This is a genomic window from Kangiella sp. HZ709, assembly GCF_009674675.1.
In the GTDB taxonomy this organism is placed as follows: Bacteria; Pseudomonadota; Gammaproteobacteria; order Enterobacterales; family Kangiellaceae; genus Kangiella.
Genome location: NZ_WKJC01000001.1, coordinates 247,721 through 264,554 on the forward strand (window position 1 = coordinate 247,721; position 16,834 = coordinate 264,554).

Annotated in this window: 16 protein-coding genes and 1 tRNA gene; 6 read left to right on the forward strand and 11 right to left on the reverse strand. The window is 38.7% G+C overall.

Going from position 1 to position 16,834, the window contains the following annotated elements; genetic code table 11:
* Window positions 1-20 precede the first annotated feature (20 nt).
* The gene (locus GJS41_RS01210) at window positions 21-836 is read right to left on the reverse strand and encodes a cyanophycinase (protein WP_154245524.1); all 816 of its coding nucleotides are present in this window, start codon (window positions 834-836) and stop codon (window positions 21-23) included.
* Window positions 837-845: 9 nt separating this feature from the next.
* On the reverse strand, window positions 846-1,592 hold the full coding sequence (locus GJS41_RS01215) for a TMEM175 family protein (protein ID WP_154245525.1): 747 nt from the start codon (window positions 1,590-1,592) through the stop codon (window positions 846-848).
* Between the two features lie 133 nt (window positions 1,593-1,725).
* On the opposite strand from GJS41_RS01215, the gene GJS41_RS01220 reads away from it, so the two are divergent.
* Together GJS41_RS01220 and GJS41_RS01225 are read left to right on the forward strand one after the other, a co-directional pair.
* Window positions 1,726-3,699 (forward strand): M1 family metallopeptidase, encoded by a 1,974-nt coding sequence (locus GJS41_RS01220; RefSeq protein WP_255473376.1) that lies wholly within the window; start codon window positions 1,726-1,728, stop codon window positions 3,697-3,699.
* Window positions 3,700-3,788: 89 nt separating this feature from the next.
* Window positions 3,789-4,379, forward strand: a complete 591-nt coding sequence (locus GJS41_RS01225) for a carboxymuconolactone decarboxylase family protein (protein ID WP_154245526.1) — start codon at window positions 3,789-3,791, stop codon at window positions 4,377-4,379.
* Between the two features lie 153 nt (window positions 4,380-4,532).
* Here GJS41_RS01225 and GJS41_RS01230 read toward each other — a convergent pair whose 3' ends face one another.
* Window positions 4,533-4,985: a DUF3465 domain-containing protein gene (locus GJS41_RS01230; protein ID WP_154245527.1), complete on the reverse strand. Its 453-nt coding sequence runs from the start codon at window positions 4,983-4,985 to the stop codon at window positions 4,533-4,535.
* A gap of 69 nt (window positions 4,986-5,054) precedes the next feature.
* Window positions 5,055-6,167, reverse strand: a complete 1,113-nt coding sequence (locus GJS41_RS01235) for a peptidoglycan-binding domain-containing protein (protein ID WP_154245528.1) — start codon at window positions 6,165-6,167, stop codon at window positions 5,055-5,057.
* Window positions 6,168-6,423: 256 nt separating this feature from the next.
* Here GJS41_RS01235 and GJS41_RS01240 point away from each other — a divergent pair, with 256 nt between their 5' ends.
* A complete protein-coding gene (locus GJS41_RS01240; protein ID WP_154245529.1) occupies window positions 6,424-6,753 on the forward strand; it encodes a YegP family protein in 330 nt (109 codons plus the stop codon).
* A 48-nt stretch (window positions 6,754-6,801) separates the two neighbouring features.
* Here the strand turns inward: GJS41_RS01240 and GJS41_RS01245 are convergent, their stop codons facing one another.
* From GJS41_RS01245 to cmoA, 5 genes are all read right to left on the reverse strand, one after another.
* Window positions 6,802-7,317, reverse strand: coding sequence for a TIGR00645 family protein (locus GJS41_RS01245; protein WP_154245530.1), 516 nt, complete (start codon window positions 7,315-7,317; stop codon window positions 6,802-6,804).
* Between the two features lie 30 nt (window positions 7,318-7,347).
* Window positions 7,348-7,424: transfer RNA gene (locus GJS41_RS01250), tRNA-Arg, on the reverse strand.
* A gap of 58 nt (window positions 7,425-7,482) precedes the next feature.
* A complete protein-coding gene (locus GJS41_RS01255) occupies window positions 7,483-8,154 on the reverse strand; it encodes a pseudouridine synthase (RefSeq protein ID WP_370515589.1) in 672 nt (223 codons plus the stop codon).
* Window positions 8,155-8,157: 3 nt separating this feature from the next.
* A complete protein-coding gene (gene cmoB, locus GJS41_RS01260; protein WP_154245531.1) occupies window positions 8,158-9,159 on the reverse strand; it encodes a tRNA 5-methoxyuridine(34)/uridine 5-oxyacetic acid(34) synthase CmoB in 1,002 nt (333 codons plus the stop codon).
* A gap of 3 nt (window positions 9,160-9,162) precedes the next feature.
* Window positions 9,163-9,891, reverse strand: coding sequence for a carboxy-S-adenosyl-L-methionine synthase CmoA (cmoA, locus tag GJS41_RS01265; protein WP_154245532.1), 729 nt, complete (start codon window positions 9,889-9,891; stop codon window positions 9,163-9,165).
* 331 nt (window positions 9,892-10,222) lie between these two features.
* Between cmoA and GJS41_RS01270 the strand changes: the two genes are divergently transcribed.
* On the forward strand, window positions 10,223-12,253 hold the full coding sequence (locus GJS41_RS01270) for a S9 family peptidase (protein ID WP_154245533.1): 2,031 nt from the start codon (window positions 10,223-10,225) through the stop codon (window positions 12,251-12,253).
* A gap of 22 nt (window positions 12,254-12,275) precedes the next feature.
* Here the strand turns inward: GJS41_RS01270 and GJS41_RS01275 are convergent, their stop codons facing one another.
* Window positions 12,276-12,923 (reverse strand): lipase, encoded by a 648-nt coding sequence (locus tag GJS41_RS01275; RefSeq protein ID WP_154245534.1) that lies wholly within the window; start codon window positions 12,921-12,923, stop codon window positions 12,276-12,278.
* A 195-nt stretch (window positions 12,924-13,118) separates the two neighbouring features.
* Here GJS41_RS01275 and GJS41_RS01280 point away from each other — a divergent pair, with 195 nt between their 5' ends.
* Window positions 13,119-13,598, forward strand: coding sequence for an Lrp/AsnC family transcriptional regulator (locus GJS41_RS01280; RefSeq protein WP_154245535.1), 480 nt, complete (start codon window positions 13,119-13,121; stop codon window positions 13,596-13,598).
* Window positions 13,599-13,619: 21 nt separating this feature from the next.
* Window positions 13,620-14,822: a methionine gamma-lyase gene (gene megL, locus GJS41_RS01285; RefSeq protein ID WP_154245536.1), complete on the forward strand. Its 1,203-nt coding sequence runs from the start codon at window positions 13,620-13,622 to the stop codon at window positions 14,820-14,822.
* Between the two features lie 71 nt (window positions 14,823-14,893).
* Here megL and GJS41_RS01290 read toward each other — a convergent pair whose 3' ends face one another.
* The gene (locus GJS41_RS01290; protein ID WP_154245537.1) at window positions 14,894-16,669 is read right to left on the reverse strand and encodes a hypothetical protein; all 1,776 of its coding nucleotides are present in this window, start codon (window positions 16,667-16,669) and stop codon (window positions 14,894-14,896) included.
* Window positions 16,670-16,834 lie beyond the last annotated feature (165 nt).

A 16,834-nucleotide genomic window follows, 5' to 3' on the forward strand; every position in this document is an offset into this window, starting at 1 on the left:
TAGATAGTTAAACATAGGTTTTAAGCCCAGTGTTCATCATAACTATGATTTTCGCAAGTGAAACGAGCCCCTTGCGCTAATATATGCATTTGTAGTCCAAAAAGAGAGATTGGGTCGCCGCTTCCTGCTGAACCCATCGACGAATATTGTAGATTACTTGGGTCTATTAATGTTGCGGCACCTGTCCCAAAAACCACTAATTCATCCTTTGGACTGATGAAAAGTGCGGTGCCATCGTCAATTCCTATACCCAAAGTAAAGGGGTTGTATGATAAAGCGGTTAATAATCGACCTAAGCGTCCTTGTTGCTCAAAGTGGTAATCCACCATAAAACGGTTAGTTAACCCAATTCCTGGGGCCATAGTCACGCCATTTTGAGTAGGGGTTGTACCATCTTGCCCGCCAGCAATCATATGCTCACTTAAAATGGTGGCTCCGCCAAAAGTTCCTACAACATGTACCCCATCAGCGTTTAACTTTCTAATTTGTTTGGCAATAAGAGTACCTCCAATCAAAGTAGAGATTTGCAATGGTCTCTCTCCAGCGATAATTAAAATATCGGCGGCTTGCATTTTATCCAAGTTATCAGAGTTTTGTGCATCTTGACGATTTTGAATATTGATAACTGAGCATTCCACAAAGCCATTATCTGTAAGAACGGGAGCTATTTGATGTTCTAACTCTTGTTCAGAAATATTTAGAATCGAAGCTTTAGCTTGGGCGCTAAGGCATAAACCTCTGAGTTGCTCGCAAACCTCAGGGCTTATCCAGTTTTCACAGCCCCCAATTGGGACAATATAACCACGTTCAAATTCTCCACTACCTTTTGAGGGCATTATCAATTCCTATAAATGTGTTTTGTAATTAGGGTTCAAAGCGATTTTGAGCTTTTCTCTTTTATTATTATATAAGCCCATGCTAACGCCAAGAGTACCATATAACATACCGCTAAAAGGACTTATTTCGTTCGGTAAAACTAGAGTGAGAAGTAATGTTAATGCGCTAGTAAAACTCATTATAACCCAAGAGGTTTTATGGGTTTGAGTTTCGAATAACTCAAATTCATTGAGCATTAAGCTGATTCTTTTACTTAAAGCGTGTTGGTATAACCAAAGCATAATCAAGCACATGCTTAAAAAAGCTATATGGAATACAGTAAAGAAGATTTTAATATCTTCAGGTGTGAATGGCATAGGAGAGGGGAAGTAGCCATTAGATGCCCAATGTAAAAAACCGGCAAAACTAATTTTTAGCGGTACCACAAAAGTCATCACCGAAAATACTAATAAGCAACTTATCAGTATAGTTTTAATATCTTCTAGGCCATATCGCTGACTCCATACTCGGTGGGCATACCAAAAAAATACCAGTTGACTAAAGCTAATGGCAAAAGCTGGTATGTCTTTTAAAAGTAGGGTGAACTCTGCAAAAGTATTAGGGAGACCGTCATTAGAAAAAACTAGCAGGGTAATAGCGAACGCAAATGCAGCGTCTGTAAAAACTTCTACCCTAGACATATTTTCGCCACGGATCCTAAAGCCATCCCGAACAGGAAAGAGATTTAAACTTTCCTCGTAACTATATGATTTCATTAGTATACCTCAGGATTTATTCTGTCATCTCAGTATCTTTTTGGCAAGTACATATAAGTGTTTAGCATCTTTAGTTGTGTTTAAAAATATGCTCTAATATAGCGCTATTTTATTGGGTGGGTACGAATTAGAAATGAACAAAAGATTACCAACAATGCTTGTTTCAGCGGTGCTAGCGATGAGTTTAATCGCGTGCCAACAGTCTGAAAACTCACAAACGACCAAGACTGATGCGAAGAACGCTTCAGAAAAATCTCAACAGGCAATGAAAAAGGAAATGCCTAAGGTAGAAGCTGAAGATTTATCCTATCTTATTGATGAACATTCATATGCCAATAAAGATGAGGTTTTATTAACGCATCTAGATTTAGATCTTGAAGTGCTGTTTGATAAGAAGCAATTAAAAGGGCATGTGGATTTAAGTTTTGAGCGTTTGCAATCAAATGCTCAACAATTGATCCTTGATACGCGTGATCTAACTATCGATAGAGTGACTTCTATTGATAGTGATGGCAATGAAACTGATACTCAATTCGTGTTAGCGGATAAGGATGCTGTGTTGGGTTCAAAGTTAACGGTTGAACTAAAAGATGGCGAAGAGAAGGTTCGTATCTATTACAACTCTAACCCGCAAGCTTCAGGTCTACAATGGTTAACGCCTGAGCAAACAGCTGGTAAAAAAGAGCCGTTCATGTTCTCGCAAGCACAAGCGATCCATGCCCGTAGCTTTATTCCAGTACAAGATTCTCCTGATGTGCGAGTGACATATAAAGCCAATATTAAAACGCCAAAGCAATTATTGGCGGTGATGAGTGCTTATAACGAACCAAATACGCCTTTAGATGGTGATTATCAGTTTGATATGCCACAAGCTATTCCGCCATACTTAATCGCTATAGGCGTTGGAGATTTACAATTTAAATCTATGGGCCCTAGAACAGGTGTTTACTCTGAAGCTGCCTATTTAGACTCTTCGGCCAAAGAGTTTGAAGATACTGAGCAGATGATTGATATTACTGAAGCAATGTACGGCCCTTATTTGTGGGGACGTTACGATTTGCTGATATTACCGCCTAGCTTCCCGTTTGGTGGTATGGAAAACCCTCGTTTATCGTTTATTACGCCGACAGTTATCGCTGGTGATAAAAGTTTAATTAATTTGATTGCCCATGAGCTAGCGCATTCTTGGTCAGGAAACTTGGTAACTAATGCTACTTGGCGCGATTTGTGGTTAAACGAAGGTTTTACTTCCTACGTTGAAAATCGAATCATGGAAGAATTGTTTGATGAAAATCGTTCTGAAATGGAAAACGCTTTGTCAGTTCAAGGTTTGCGGCAACAAGTAAAAAGTTTACCTGTTGGCGATACCATTTTGCACATTACCCTTGATGGCCGCGATCCTGATGATGCTTTCTCTGGCGTGCCTTATACCAAAGGCCAGATGTTCTTAGTTTTTTTAGAGCAGCGTTTTGGCCGTGAAACTTTTGATAAGTTCCTTAATCAATATTTTGGCGATTTTGCCTTTAAGAGTTTAACCACTCCAGAATTTGAAAAGTATTTAGATAAACATTTAATTGCAAAGTATCCGGGCAAAGTAACTCAGGCAGAGATTGATGAATGGTTACATTCCCCAATGCTTCCAGAGTTTATGCCAAATCCGCAATCAAATGCTTTTATAAAAGTCGATGCTGCATCGGCTGACTTTATATCTGGTAAGCTAGCGTTAAATGATATGGTAACGGATAAATGGTCAATTCATGAATGGTTGCACTTTATCAATAATTTACCGCAAGATATCAGTTTGGAGAAAATGGCTGAGTTGGATAAGGCCTTTGATCTAACCACTACAACTAATAATGAAGTTGCACATGCTTGGTTAAAACTAGCAATCAACCGAGGTTATGGCGTAGTCAATCAACGGTTAGAAGATTACTTGATTAGTATCGGACGACGTAAATTGATCGTGCCTTTGTATAAAGCCCTTATGGATACCAAGCAGGGTGATTTTGCAAAACGGGTATATGCTATTGCCCGTTCCGGTTACCACCCTTTAGCACAAGGTACGGTTGATGCAATTGTTAATCCAGCGAAGCCAGTTTCAAAATGATTTTCAAATTTAGGTAAGACTTTGAGCAAAGGCTTTCTTCGGAAAGCCTTTTTTATATTTTTTTGATATTACATTGAGAGGAAAACTTAATGGCCTATTTAAAACCATTAGATAAAAATTTACACCCAGATTTAGCTGCTGACTTTCAAATCTTTGAAGAGATCTTAGGCTTTGTTCCAAACAGTTTGTTGACGATGCAGCGTCGACCAGAAATCGTAAAAGGTTTTGGGGAATTGACTAAAGCTGTAATGCCTAAAGACGGTGAAGTACATTTAGGCTTTAAGCGCTTAATTGCGCATTTTGCCAGTCGTGCAGTAGGTTGTCAGTATTGTGAAGCCCACTCTTTAGTAGCTGCGAAGATCCATGGTATTAGTCAAGAAAAGTTAGATCAAATCTGGGAATATCAAACTTCTGATCTGTATTCAGATGCTGAAAGAGTTGCGTTAGATTATGCTTTAGCCGCTGGCTCTGTTCCAAATGCAGTAGATCAAGAGTTAGTAGATCGCATGAAAAAGCACTGGAGTGAAAATCAGATAGTAGAAATCTTAGGAGTGGTTTGCTTGTACGGTTTCTTGAATCGGTGGAATGACTCAATGGCTACTGACCTAGAAGAATCACCTAAATCTATGGGTGATAGGGTATTAGCTTCAGGTGGTTGGACTGGCGGTAAGCACGTTTAGACAAGCATTTTAAGTTTTATACTTTGTTGGAGAATGATTTGAAAGTTAGCCACATTACTTAATGTAAAATCCTAATTTTAAATTATTCTCCGCTTAGTCTAAACGTTAAAATTTCTTGTTTAAATCTAAATTAGAAAATACTGTACCTGTAGACTATTCGTACTTTTTCCCATTGTGAATAATCCAGCCACCAGCTCTTCGGTTTTTCGGATCGTGATGAGTCCAGTGAAGTATGCCGCCTTTATCGTTCCATTCATACTGACCGTAAATTAAAACCTCATCACCTTCATTTAGACTATTAATGCGAGGCGCTAAGTCAATATTATGAGTTACCAATAATGACATTCTGTTACTGGTTTTAACGATAAATTTTTGATGTCGTGGTTCTATTAAGTCATCAGATAAAAGCTTTATAACTGTACCGGTTATTTGTATCATTTTTTTTGACGTTCTGTTTTGAAAATACTGTTCAAGCGCTTGAACCTGATTTTGAACGGTAGCTGCACTATTACTTTTATTAAGGGGGCCTTGATTAAAGTACCAGTATAAAGCTCCTAACAATAAAAGCGTAACTATTTGTATAACTTTGGGTTTAGATTGATTCATGTATATTTAGAAAAATTATAGCCAAAAAAAAGAAGCCCAGAAGGGCTTCTTTTATGAAGGTAGTGTAAATTATAAAGATACACCTAGTTTTTCTAGAGTTGCGATGGTCAATTGACCAGAAGCTAAACCATTATCTAGTTGGTATTTGTTAACTGCGCTCATAGTGCGAGAACCTAGTACACCATCAACAGAACCAGCATCATAACCTTCGCCATTTAACGCTCTTTGTAAGCGAGAAATCAAACCTGGAGTAGTGTTTGTTTCACAAAGGATTGGTCTCCACTCTAAGAACGAGTCAGTAACCAATTTACGTTTTGAAACTGTTGTATACTCTTCTGGGATAGCAATACGATTTTCTGTTGCTGGAGTAACTAATTTACGTACATTAACTGTATCGTATTTTGCCGGAATAACAACTTCACGAGTAGTAGCAGCAGTATCGATAACTGTACGAGTTACTGTTTTGAATTTAGCAGGGATTACATCAGATACAGTTGTTGCAGGACTTACTACAACGCGTGTGCTAATTGTTCTGTATTCTGCAGGAACTTCTACTAAACACATGATTTCACCAGTTGAAGCATCTACCTTTTCGATAGGGCCACGGCCTTTTTTCCATGTAGTATAAGCAGGTTTAACTAGAATTTGCTCAGTTTCAGTACCGTATTGAGCAGGAACTTCACGTAGGATAGTTTTTTCTGGCTCTACCATAATCTCTTCAGTAACTGTTCTATAAGTTGCTGGGATTACTTCTAAGCGAGTAGATTCTTCCTGTACTAATACAGTTTCTTCAACCATTTCATACTGAGCAGGAGTAACTTCAACACGCTCAGAAGCTGCTTTAGCTAATACTTGCTCAGTTGAATTTTCGTATACAGCTGGTACTAATACGCGGGAGTAACATTCACCTGGCTGTGCATTTGGTGGTAATAAGTCACCAGAAGCAGTGTAAGCGGTTGCTGTAGAACCGTTAGAGCTTTGTGCGGCTGCTAACTCACGACGTAAGCGATCTGCTTCTGCAGCACGCGTAGCTAATCGTGCTTTTTCAGCGTTAACGCGGTCTAATTCTGCTTGTAAACTTGCAGTGTCGCCAGATGAGACTGTTGTTGATTGTTGTGACGCACAGCCACCTAAGATAGTTAGAGTGCTAGCAATTGCTATTGCTAATGGAAGTTTTTTCATGGTTGTTCTCCTTCAGATTTTCCATGTTCAGTAATTAAGCCCATAAAATAGTACCAGCTCCATCTTAGAACGGAATAGCTCAAATGTAAAAGATTGGCAAAATGTGAAGAAATATCAAAAAGTTAACTAGAATGTAAAAAAGTGAATATTCTCCGAAAATTGACCTATCTGACTTGAATTTTCGAATGAAATAAGTGAGTATTTCCATACAGGGGCTGGACACGGCTTAAGATAAACATCAAATGAGGTATAAAAAATGGCTGGAAAATTTGTAATTTCAAAGGGAAAGGACGGAAAAGATTATTTTGTATTAAAAGCTGGAAATGGCGAAGTAATCATGCAGTCTCAAGGTTATTCTTCGCGTTCTGGTTGTGATAATGGTATTGATTCAGTTCGTAAAAATGCAAAAGACGAATCAAATTTCGAAAAGAAAACAGCAAAAGATGGTCGTTTCTATTGGGGTCTGAATGCATCAAATGGCCAGCAAATTGGTAAAAGCCAAATGTATAAATCTGAAAGCGGCCGTAACAACGGCATTAAGTCTGTGATGAAAAATGCAGCTGACGCCAAAGTTGTTGAAGAGTAATATTTCTCTATTGAAAAAAAAACCGCCTCTAGGCGGTTTTTTTATGAGCTAATTTTGGTTGCTACTTTTACTGGTTAAATAGTCCATAATGGCAAAGAGTAATCCTGAAATCACAAATACCGAATGTATTGATAGCTTTGCCCAAATCACGCTCAAATCATCTCCCGATGCTAGCTGCATATAGCTTCTTAACAAATCAATTGCTGAAATAGCTACGATAGAGCTTATCAGCTTCACCTTTAAGGTTGAAAATCCTACTTTACCCATCCAACCTGGACGGTCTTCATGTTCTGCCACATCTATTTTAGAGACAAAGCTTTCGTAACCACTAAAAATTATAATAATTAATAAGTTGGCTAAGAGTGTCATATCCACTAAAGCAAGAATACCCAAAATAGTATTCATTTCATCTAACTCAGAAAAATGAGTTGCCAAATGCCATAGCTCTTTGCCAAAAGTCGTTAAGAGAATGATGATCCCAAATATCAAGCCAACGAAGAAAGGCGCTAATAACCAGCGACTGACAAATATCCCTTTTTCAAATGTATTTTCGATTTTTTTCATAAAACTAACTGCTTATTAATAATAGGTTATTGGCGCACCCGACAGGAGTCGAACCTGTGACCTTCGCCTCCGGAGGGCGACGCTCTATCCAGCTGAGCTACGGGTGCTTTGCTATCAAATTTCGCGCGTATTGTGTCAATTCTAAAGAATAGATTCAACCAAAATTTAAAAGCTGCAAACAGCATTTGCAGTAATTGGTTGGCCACTTTTTGGATCAGTTAAAGAAAGCTGCTCTGCGTGCAGCAATAATCGATTAGCCTTTTTCTCAGAACCATTGATGGAGTATAGGTGACAACCTAAAATAGGATGACCTAGTTCAAAACAATGCAATCTAAGCTGATGGCTCCTACCTGTAATAGGTTTGAGTTTAAGCCGAGTTGTCTGCTCTTTTAAATTGCGTGATAAAACTTGCCACTCGGTGACTGCTGTCTTGCCAGTGTCATAGCAAATTTTTTGTTTAGGTCGATTGGGCCAATCAGCAATCATGGGTTTATCTATAGTGCCTTCATCTTCTTTAACCAAGCCATCTACTACAGCAATATAGTGCTTTTCCGTCTGGCGAAGTTCAAACTGCTTACTAATATCTCGGTGCGCAGCTTTAGTTAAAGCCACAACCATGATTCCAGAAGTGGCCATATCCAAGCGATGAACTACTGTAGCTGTTTGCGACTTTGGATGATTTTGTAGCCGTGTGATAAGGCAGTCTTTGTTTTCTTCATGTCGTCCGGGAATAGTCAACAATCCAGCGGGCTTATGTACCAGTAAATAATTTTTATTTGGTTTTACGATGCGTACTGGTTCAGGGCAAAAAGGAACCAGATGATAGTCTTTAGGCACAGATTATTTCCTTGTGGCAATCATAATAGCGCGTTTAGGAGCAGGGTGACCTTCGATAGTTTTATTAGGATTATTTTGATCCAAAAAATCATTCAGAGATTGAAAGTTCATCCAGTTTGTTGCTCTTTGTTCTTTAATCGTAGTTTGATTAATATCAACACACCTAATATCTTTTAAATTACAACGCTCCATCCACTTAGTTAGCATTGCTACCGTGGGAATAAACCACACATTGTTCATCTGAGCATAACGACTATCAGGTATTAATACTTGATCTGGGTGTGATACATCGTCGCCATCAATGACTAGAGTTTCTAAAATGAGCTCGCCATTGTGCTTAAGTAATTTCTTTAAGTGCATGATGTGATCAATAGGTGAACGTCGATGATATAAAACGCCCATTGAAAAAATGGTATCAAAGCCTTGCTTGGGTATTTCATTAGGCAAATATTCAATACCTATGGGCAAGAAATGCACTGGAATATTGGGTAGATATTTTTTCATGATAGCAAATTGCATCAGAAAAAGTTGCGACGGGTCTATGCCTAAAATCATTTTTGGGTTTTGGCTAGCCATGCGCCAACAATGATATCCATTACCGCAACCCACGTCTAAGACGATTTTGTCTTGTAAACTTGTGATTTGTTCTTTTAAGCGATCCCATTTCCAGTCTGAGCGCCATTCGGTATTGATGTCAGTGCCGAATAAATTAAAAGGGCCTTTACGCCAAGGGTGAAATTGTTTTAGTGTGGATGCTAACTCTAAATGTTGCTCTTTATTAAGTTGGTTTGCTTCACCTACAGTCACTGAGTTTATCAAATCATAATCATGAACTTCGACATTAGGTAATTGTTCCAGTAGCGCAACCCACTCCTTAATTTTCCCATGAGTGTAATCACTCATACGAGCATTCACTCCATTCTTCAAGTTTGTTAGATAAGGGCGGAGTCTAGTGTTGAATATAGCCTCATAGCTGGGCGCTAAAAATTGATGTATATCGAACATATATTATTTTATAGCCAGGAAAGAAACAAAGTTGTAATGTTGAAACCAGGTTTCAAATGATGAAAAACCTGCTGATTCAAATCTTTTATTATGCGCTTCGCGTGTATCTGGAATTAAGACGTTTTCAATAGCAGCACGTTTTTGTGCAATTTCCATATCGCTATAGCCATTCCGCTTTTTAAATTTATGGTGTAAGTCAATAATGGCTTCATCTATTTCTTCTGACTGCATTTGCAGCTTTTCAGAAAGTATTAAAATGCCACCCGGTCTGAGCGAGTCATATATTTTTTTTACGAGTGGAAGCCTATCTTCAAGCGGTAAGAATTGTAAGGTGAAATTTAAAACTACAATACTGGCATTGCACATGTCACATTGATTGATATCGCCTTCGATAACTTCTATTGGCATATCAAAATTGTAGCTGGCTTGAATCAAACGACAACGCTCAACCATGGCTGAAGAATTATCAATTGCATAGATCTTACAAGAGGGCTCAGGGACTTTTTGTCGAATAGAGAGAGACGCAGCACCCAGGGAGCAACCAAGATCATAGATATTACTATCGACTTGAATAAACTTTTCTGCCAACTCAGAAATTCCTTGGATTATGGTCTTATAACCGGGAACCGAGCGTTCGATCATATCGGGAAAAACTTCAACTACTGTTTGATCGAATTCAAACGCTTTTACGTTATCTAAAGGATCTGAGAAAATTGTATCTTTGCCGCTCATAATGACTGGAGTTTCTTTAATTGGTTGTAAGTTTACACTATCTACTGGCTGGACTAAATCATCAACTAATAAAAAAGGCTTCCAGCGTTCAACTGGAAGCCCTTAACACTCTCAAAATGAGAAGGAGGTATTTTGAGAATTGAGCCTGTAATGGCAAGCACCCAAGCTCACTTATACTTTAACAAATATGTGATTGCAGGCTATTCAGTAAATGTAACAAACAGTTACAGGTTACACTTATTGGAGCTGTTCAATATTCGATGAATGGACTGGAAGTTAGTGGTTAATTTTATTATTCTAATCTTCCTTATTTGCGATATTGAGAAGATTAATGAACAAATTATTGATATTTATTACTTTTTTAGCGCTGTCTATCACTGTGATCGACGCCAAAGAAGGTATGAGCTTAGAAGACATCAGCAAGGTTAGCTCTGTTGGCGACATGCAGATTTCTCCTGACGGTGCCTGGGTTGCCTTTACAAAATCAAAACCTAGAACACCTTATAAAGATGAAGATGGCAATGCTTGGTCTGAGTTATATTTAATTGCTACAGCAGATGGTGCCGAGCCACGACCATTTATTACCGGTAAAGTGAATATTAGTCGTATCAGCTGGTCGCACGATTCAAAAAAAATCTACTATACGGCTAAACGGCGTGATGATAAAAAAACAGCGCTCTATGCTTTACCTATTGATGGCGGCGAATCGCAACGCATTCTTTCGTATGATAATGGCGTAGGGTCTTATAGCGTAAATCACGATGGTAGTAAGGTTGTTTTTATAGCAAAAACCAAAAAGCCTAAGCACCTAGAAAAGCTTTCAAAAAAAGGATTTAAAGCTAAGGTGTATGAAGAGGATATCCAAACCAATCATTTGTGGTTAGCGGATTTAAACCAAGAAGAACCAAAAGCAGAAAAAATTAAATTTGAAGAGCATCTGGTATCTGCGAAATTTAGTCCAGTGAGTGACCAATTGTTAGTTCAATCAAGTCCTACGTCTTTAATTGACGATGTCTTAATGTTACAAACGCTTCAGATCATCGATCTAAAAGGACGTACTAAAACTAAATTTAAAACAGAAGGTAAGCAAGGCAAAGCTATCTGGTCGACGGATGGTAAGCTAGTCGCTTTTTTGGGTGCTAATGACTATAACGATCCAACGGCAGGAGCTTTATACGTAGCTAATGCTCGAAATGGAAAAATAGCTAAGCGTAAAAATAATAAAGACAGTCATATCATGGATATCGGTTGGTTAGGTAATGATGTTTATTATATTGAGCACAAAGACGCAGAATCACGAGTGGTTAAATCAGATGGCTCGACCAATGCTACTCTAGTTGCTTATGGTAATGGCATTCAGACTTCTATGTCCTTGGCTTCTAATGGTCAGTTAGCATTAAAAACCAACACTTCGACCCATCCCAATGAAGTTTATTTAGCTTCTAGCTCTGGCAGTAAACGTATTACCGATTCAAATCCTTGGTTCGCCGACATCGCTTTTGGAAAGCAAGAAGTGTTTAATTATCGCGCCCAAGATGGTTTAGATTTGCAAGGCGTTTTGGTTTATCCAATTAATTATAAAAAAGGCAAAGATTATCCTATGATCGCCTTTGTTCATGGTGGTCCTGAGGCGCATCGCTCAAACGGATGGAATACCCGTTACGCCGATCCAATTCAAGTCGCAGCAGCTAACGGCTACGTTTCCTTTATTCCAAACTACCGAGGGTCTACTGGTCGTGGAGACGACTTTGCTAGAGCTGATCAGCGCGGCTATGCGGATCCAGAGTTTACCGATATTGTCGACGGTAAAAATGCTTTAGTAGAAGAGGGTATTGTTGATAAAGATAAGGTCGGTATTACCGGTGGTTCTTATGGTGGTTACGCTACAGCTTGGTCAGCCACAGCGCTTTCTGAGCATTATGCGGCGGGGGTTATGTTTGTAGGTATTTCTAACCAACTATCTAAATTTGGTACGACCGATATACCCAATGAAATGCATGCGGTACATTCTCGTGTATGGCCTTGGGATGATTTCCAGTGGATGCTAGAGCGGAGTCCTATTTTTCATGTTAAAAAATCTAAAACGCCTTTATTGATAATGCATGGCGAGAACGATACTCGAGTTCATCCATCACAATCTATGGAGCTATACCGTTATTTAAAAACCTTAGCGCAAGCGCCAGTACGTCTGGTCTTATATCCGGGCGAAGGCCATGGTAATCGTAAAGCAGCCGCGCAAATGGATTATTCAATGCGTCTAATGCGCTGGATGGATCATTATTTGAAAGGTAAGGGTGGCAAGCCACCTAACTATGATCTTGAGCACGAAAAGAAATTAGAAAGCGATAAGAAAGACAAATAGTTTAGGTAACATAAAAGGCTTCTTAAGAAGCCTTTTTTAATTCACCCGTTTGTAGAAATTTAATAATGGCATCTGAGACTAGTCTGTTTTCCATTAACAGAGTATGCCCACAATTAACTACTTGCAGTTGATGCTGTTCTTCTAATTTAGCACTTTTCACTGAAACCTTTCCATCATGCTCACCATCGAATAAGAAGTTAAACCAAGGGTCGGATGAACGGTTACCGATGATAACCCCAATTTCTGTTTGCAAAGGCTTAAGTTGCGAATAAAGCGGACTGGATTCGGTAAGTTGTTGGCCAGAAGGCCCTGTAGCCATCTTGTACCACCATTTATCTTTAAATGTATCTGCAATCTCGCTGCCATGGTTTGGTGGCGCGAGCATCAAAACTCGCCCTAAATTAGCTATTTTATGATTTGATAAGTAGTAACGAACCAGAATGCCACCTAAAGAATGGGTGACAAAATGAACTTTATCGAATTTTTCAGCTTCAAGCGTTTCTAAAGCCTTAGAAATGTAGTTGTTGGCTGACTTATCTACTGTTTGTTTAGTTGAAGGGTAGGACTCATTATAAGTCACGTAACCTAGCTGCTGTAGACGCTTCTCAAGACGCTTTAACGACCACTGAGTTCTGCCTAAACCGTGAATTAAAATAACTGCTTCTAACATAAGAGTAATAATTATTAATATGACTTTAGTGTATCCAATTTTGGTCAGACCACCAATATTTTGCTTAATAATCTTAACAAACGATAGCTTGAAACCATCCTCAGGTTAACCATCTTAATTATTTCTGTCAAAATTGTGGTATTCTTATTTATTAGTGTGAAAATGTTTAATTATATTCTGTCAATAGGTTAAATAATGATAAAATCTTTTGTAGAAATTGAGCTTGATGCAACGGATCAAAAAATCCTAGAGATTTTGCAAAATGAAGGTCGCATCAGTAATTCGGATTTAGCAAAAAAAATTCATCTCTCAGCTCCAGCTACGCATGGTCGAGTTAAACGCTTAGAGCTAGATGGCTTTATTCGTGGTTATGTTGCCTTGTTGGATAGGCACAAAATGAGATGTGATAACTTATGCTTTATTGAGTTAAGTCTTGAGTTGCATAAGCATGAAAAAATCCAACAGATTTTAGAAACCATTACCTCATGGCCGGAAGTTTTAGAGTGCCATAACGTAACGGGTTCGTATGATTATTTGCTTAAAGTGGCTGTGAAAAACACCCAAGCTCTTGAGCATTTTATTTCTAAAAAAATGATCCCATTGGAAGGGATTGCCAAGCTTCATACCAGTTTAGTGTTGAAGGAGGTAAAGGCCACGACGGCTATCAAAGTTTAACTTAAATTTACGAGAAGCCGTATGTCATCAAAACAATTTAAACATCCTGAAACCAAAGCGATTCATGCCGGTCGCGTTGGTGATCCTTCTTTTGGTTCCTTATCCACCCCAATTCATCAAACTTCAACTTTTGTCTTTGATAATGTTCAGCAGGGCGCTAATCGTTTTGCTGGTGAAGAGGCCGGGTTTATCTATTCACGTTTAGGTAATCCAACCGTAATGGAATTAGAGCAGCGTATGGCTTCCTTAGAAAATACTGAAGCTGCGGCAGCTTTTGGCTCTGGTATGGGCGCTGTTTCAGCGACGCTATTAGCAAACCTTAAAAAAGGTGATCACTTAATAGCCTCTGCGGCTTTATATGGCTGTTCATTTGCTTTGATTAATCATAAATTCGCCGAGTTAGGCATTGAAGCAACCTTTGTCGATATTACTGATATAGAAGCTGTAGAAGCTGCTATCCAGGACAATACTCAATTAATCTTTTTTGAAACACCAATTAACCCTAACTTGGTATGCGCAGATTTAGCTGAGATCAACCGAGTGGCTAATAAGTACAAGCTTCTGACCGTTATTGATAATACTTTTATGTCGCCATTGTTACAGCAGCCGACCGATTATGGTATGGATTTAATCATTCATAGTGCGACAAAATATTTAAATGGCCATGGCGATGTAGTTGCGGGTATTTGTTGTGGCAGCGCTGAGCAAATTGAAAACATCAAGTTAACGACTTTAAAAGATATGGGCGCTGTTATGAGTCCAAATGATGCTTGGTTAATTACCCGTGGTTTGAAAACTTTATCGGTTCGTCTTGAAAGGCATTGTGATAATGCGGAAAAAGTTGCACAGTTTTTAGATACTCATACAGAGGTTAAAGAAGTTTATTATCCAGGTTTAAAACACCATCCTGCTAATCATTTAGTAGGCACTCAAATGAAGCGTGCTGGCGGGGTTATTGCATTCGAAGTTGATGGATCTTTTGATGATGCTGTGCGCTTTATGAATCAATTAAAAATGTGTCATATTGCGGTAAGTTTAGGTGATGCCGAAACTTTAATTCAACATCCTGCCTCCATGACTCATTCACCTTATACTGAAGAGGAAAGGGCTGCGGCTGGTATTTCTGAAACGCTCATTCGTATTTCTGTTGGTTTAGAACATGTTGACGATATTATTGATGACTTAGAGCAAGCTTTACAGGTATTGCAGTTGAAAGTCGCCTAAGGTCAAAAGTAAAGATGAGATATAAAAAAAGCCCTGCAAATGCGGGGCTTTTTAATGAACCGACTTAAACTTTAGTTTAAGTCAAATTCCATAGTAACTTCCAAGCCATTTTTAGTGAAGCTTGTTTTATCTGTATAACGGCCTTTAACGTTTTTAAACATCTCGTTAAATACACGTTGGAATTCTTCAGCATCAGCATCTTGATTTGGATCCATCGCCATTGCTTGATTAATCATTCCAAAGTATCTGCCCATATCATAATTAACGCTGAACAAGCCGTTGTAATCGATAGAAGAATTAGTATCTAAATTAGCGGCCATTGCATTAGCTTTATCGCCAAAAGAAAGAACTAAGTCATGCCCACGCAATGAACCGTTAACTTCAACAGGTAAAGGTAATGGTAATGCTTTTGGCGCAGCACCTTCTTCAAGTTCGATGCCACCTAACATAGGTTGGAATTGACCGGCTAATTGAACTAAAGCCATTGGGTCATCAGCACTTAAAGTCATGATTAAGCTTACTGAATCAGCTGCCGCCATAGGATTGTTTTGCGCTTGCTCCATAGCACTTACGTCCATATCGACTAAACCAAAGCCAAAGCCTTTAATGCCGCCTAACATGCCGCTAACCATGCCTAATTGCATAACAGGGTTGTTGCCTTTTAATGCGTTTTGCATGTCTGCTAAGCTAGAGCAGTTATACGGGTCTTTAGTTAAGCGCTTCCAAACATCGGTTAAGACACCAGTCATTTCTGCCATATTGAAGCCCATGCCCATGCTGAATAACATATCTTTATTAGCCATAGCTGGAGATAAGTGACCATGTAACTTTTGTAGAGAGTCTAGTAAGCCTGCATTGCTACCTTCTACAACCATTTTATAGCTAGCTGAGTTAGCGTCAAAGTTAGTGTAGCCTGCAGAAATAGTAGGCCAATTGCCTACGAAGGCGGTAAGTTCTGATTGACACTCAGGTGTTCTGTATTCAGCTAAAACTGATACGCCAGGACCATTGTTAACATTGTAAGCAACAAGAAGATCATCTAGCATGCCGCCAAAATGATTGGCTCTAGGGTTAGTAATACCTTCAACGATGCCTAAGTTATCCATTAAGAATAACTGGTGGCCTTCATAACCAAACTTATTCACTAATCCAGCTAAACGAGGCGAGTCAGAGAAAGATTTCGCTGGTTTTTCGATACCTAATGCTAATTTCAAATCTTTCGCATCGTCTAACAGAGTATTTAAAGTCATAACCGCTTGGTTGTTATGAGTAGAAAGTACTAGAGTTACAGGAACGTCTTCACCAAAAGAATATTCTCTATATTCAAAACCATCTAAAGATCCAACTTTAGCAGTGATTTGATTTTCTTTTTCAATAGTTTCTACCATTGTTTGGAAAGTGTTAGAGCCATCTAAAGAAAAGCGGAAGACTGGTAAAGCACCGACTGTATAGATAGCACCATCAGTTTCACTTGGAACACCCATAGTCTTAGGATAGTTGCTAGAAGCAGCACCCATCATCTTTTTGACGAAACCAAATACGAACTTTGCACCGTCAGGTGCGTCACCCATGTCAAACTCTTCTTTATTGAAAAGTTCGCCCATGACTTCAAAATTAAGACCAAAGTTACGGCTGAAGGCCATTAACTTGTCATAATCCATCGCTTCAAGATTACCACCAAATAAAATAGTATCGGCAGGGACATATTCCATAACTTGGCTAGATGAACCGGAAAGTTTGTTAGTAATAGATGAAACAATATCTCCATCGGAAGATTTGTTTTTGTATAGATAAACTCCAACTGCAACAGCAATCAAAGCTAGTGCAATGATAATAAACTTTTTCATGTTTCCTTCTCTTGTGTTGTGGGTTACTCAGTAACCTCTAAAAATACGAACTGTTCTAACCTCTCAAATTATAGGCAATAGTAGCAAGAAGACCAATTGAAATGATGTGTCATAGCTTACAAAAGCGTAAATAAATGTTTCATTTTGGTGCGTTTTCTCAATTGT

Coding starts and splice junctions, on each gene's coding strand:
- GJS41_RS01210 (WP_154245524.1), bottom strand. CDS start 836: ATGCCCTCAAAAGGTAGTGGAGAATTTGAACGTGGTTATATTGTCCCA.
- GJS41_RS01215 (WP_154245525.1), bottom strand. CDS start 1,592: ATGAAATCATATAGTTACGAGGAAAGTTTAAATCTCTTTCCTGTTCGG.
- GJS41_RS01220 (WP_255473376.1), top strand. CDS start 1,726: ATGAACAAAAGATTACCAACAATGCTTGTTTCAGCGGTGCTAGCGATG.
- GJS41_RS01225 (WP_154245526.1), top strand. CDS start 3,789: ATGGCCTATTTAAAACCATTAGATAAAAATTTACACCCAGATTTAGCT.
- GJS41_RS01230 (WP_154245527.1), bottom strand. CDS start 4,985: ATGAATCAATCTAAACCCAAAGTTATACAAATAGTTACGCTTTTATTG.
- GJS41_RS01235 (WP_154245528.1), bottom strand. CDS start 6,167: ATGAAAAAACTTCCATTAGCAATAGCAATTGCTAGCACTCTAACTATC.
- GJS41_RS01240 (WP_154245529.1), top strand. CDS start 6,424: ATGGCTGGAAAATTTGTAATTTCAAAGGGAAAGGACGGAAAAGATTAT.
- GJS41_RS01245 (WP_154245530.1), bottom strand. CDS start 7,317: ATGAAAAAAATCGAAAATACATTTGAAAAAGGGATATTTGTCAGTCGC.
- cmoB (WP_154245531.1), bottom strand. CDS start 9,159: ATGTTCGATATACATCAATTTTTAGCGCCCAGCTATGAGGCTATATTC.
- cmoA (WP_154245532.1), bottom strand. CDS start 9,891: ATGAGCGGCAAAGATACAATTTTCTCAGATCCTTTAGATAACGTAAAA.
- GJS41_RS01270 (WP_154245533.1), top strand. CDS start 10,223: ATGAACAAATTATTGATATTTATTACTTTTTTAGCGCTGTCTATCACT.
- GJS41_RS01275 (WP_154245534.1), bottom strand. CDS start 12,923: ATGTTAGAAGCAGTTATTTTAATTCACGGTTTAGGCAGAACTCAGTGG.
- GJS41_RS01280 (WP_154245535.1), top strand. CDS start 13,119: ATGATAAAATCTTTTGTAGAAATTGAGCTTGATGCAACGGATCAAAAA.
- megL (WP_154245536.1), top strand. CDS start 13,620: ATGTCATCAAAACAATTTAAACATCCTGAAACCAAAGCGATTCATGCC.
- GJS41_RS01290 (WP_154245537.1), bottom strand. CDS start 16,669: ATGAAAAAGTTTATTATCATTGCACTAGCTTTGATTGCTGTTGCAGTT.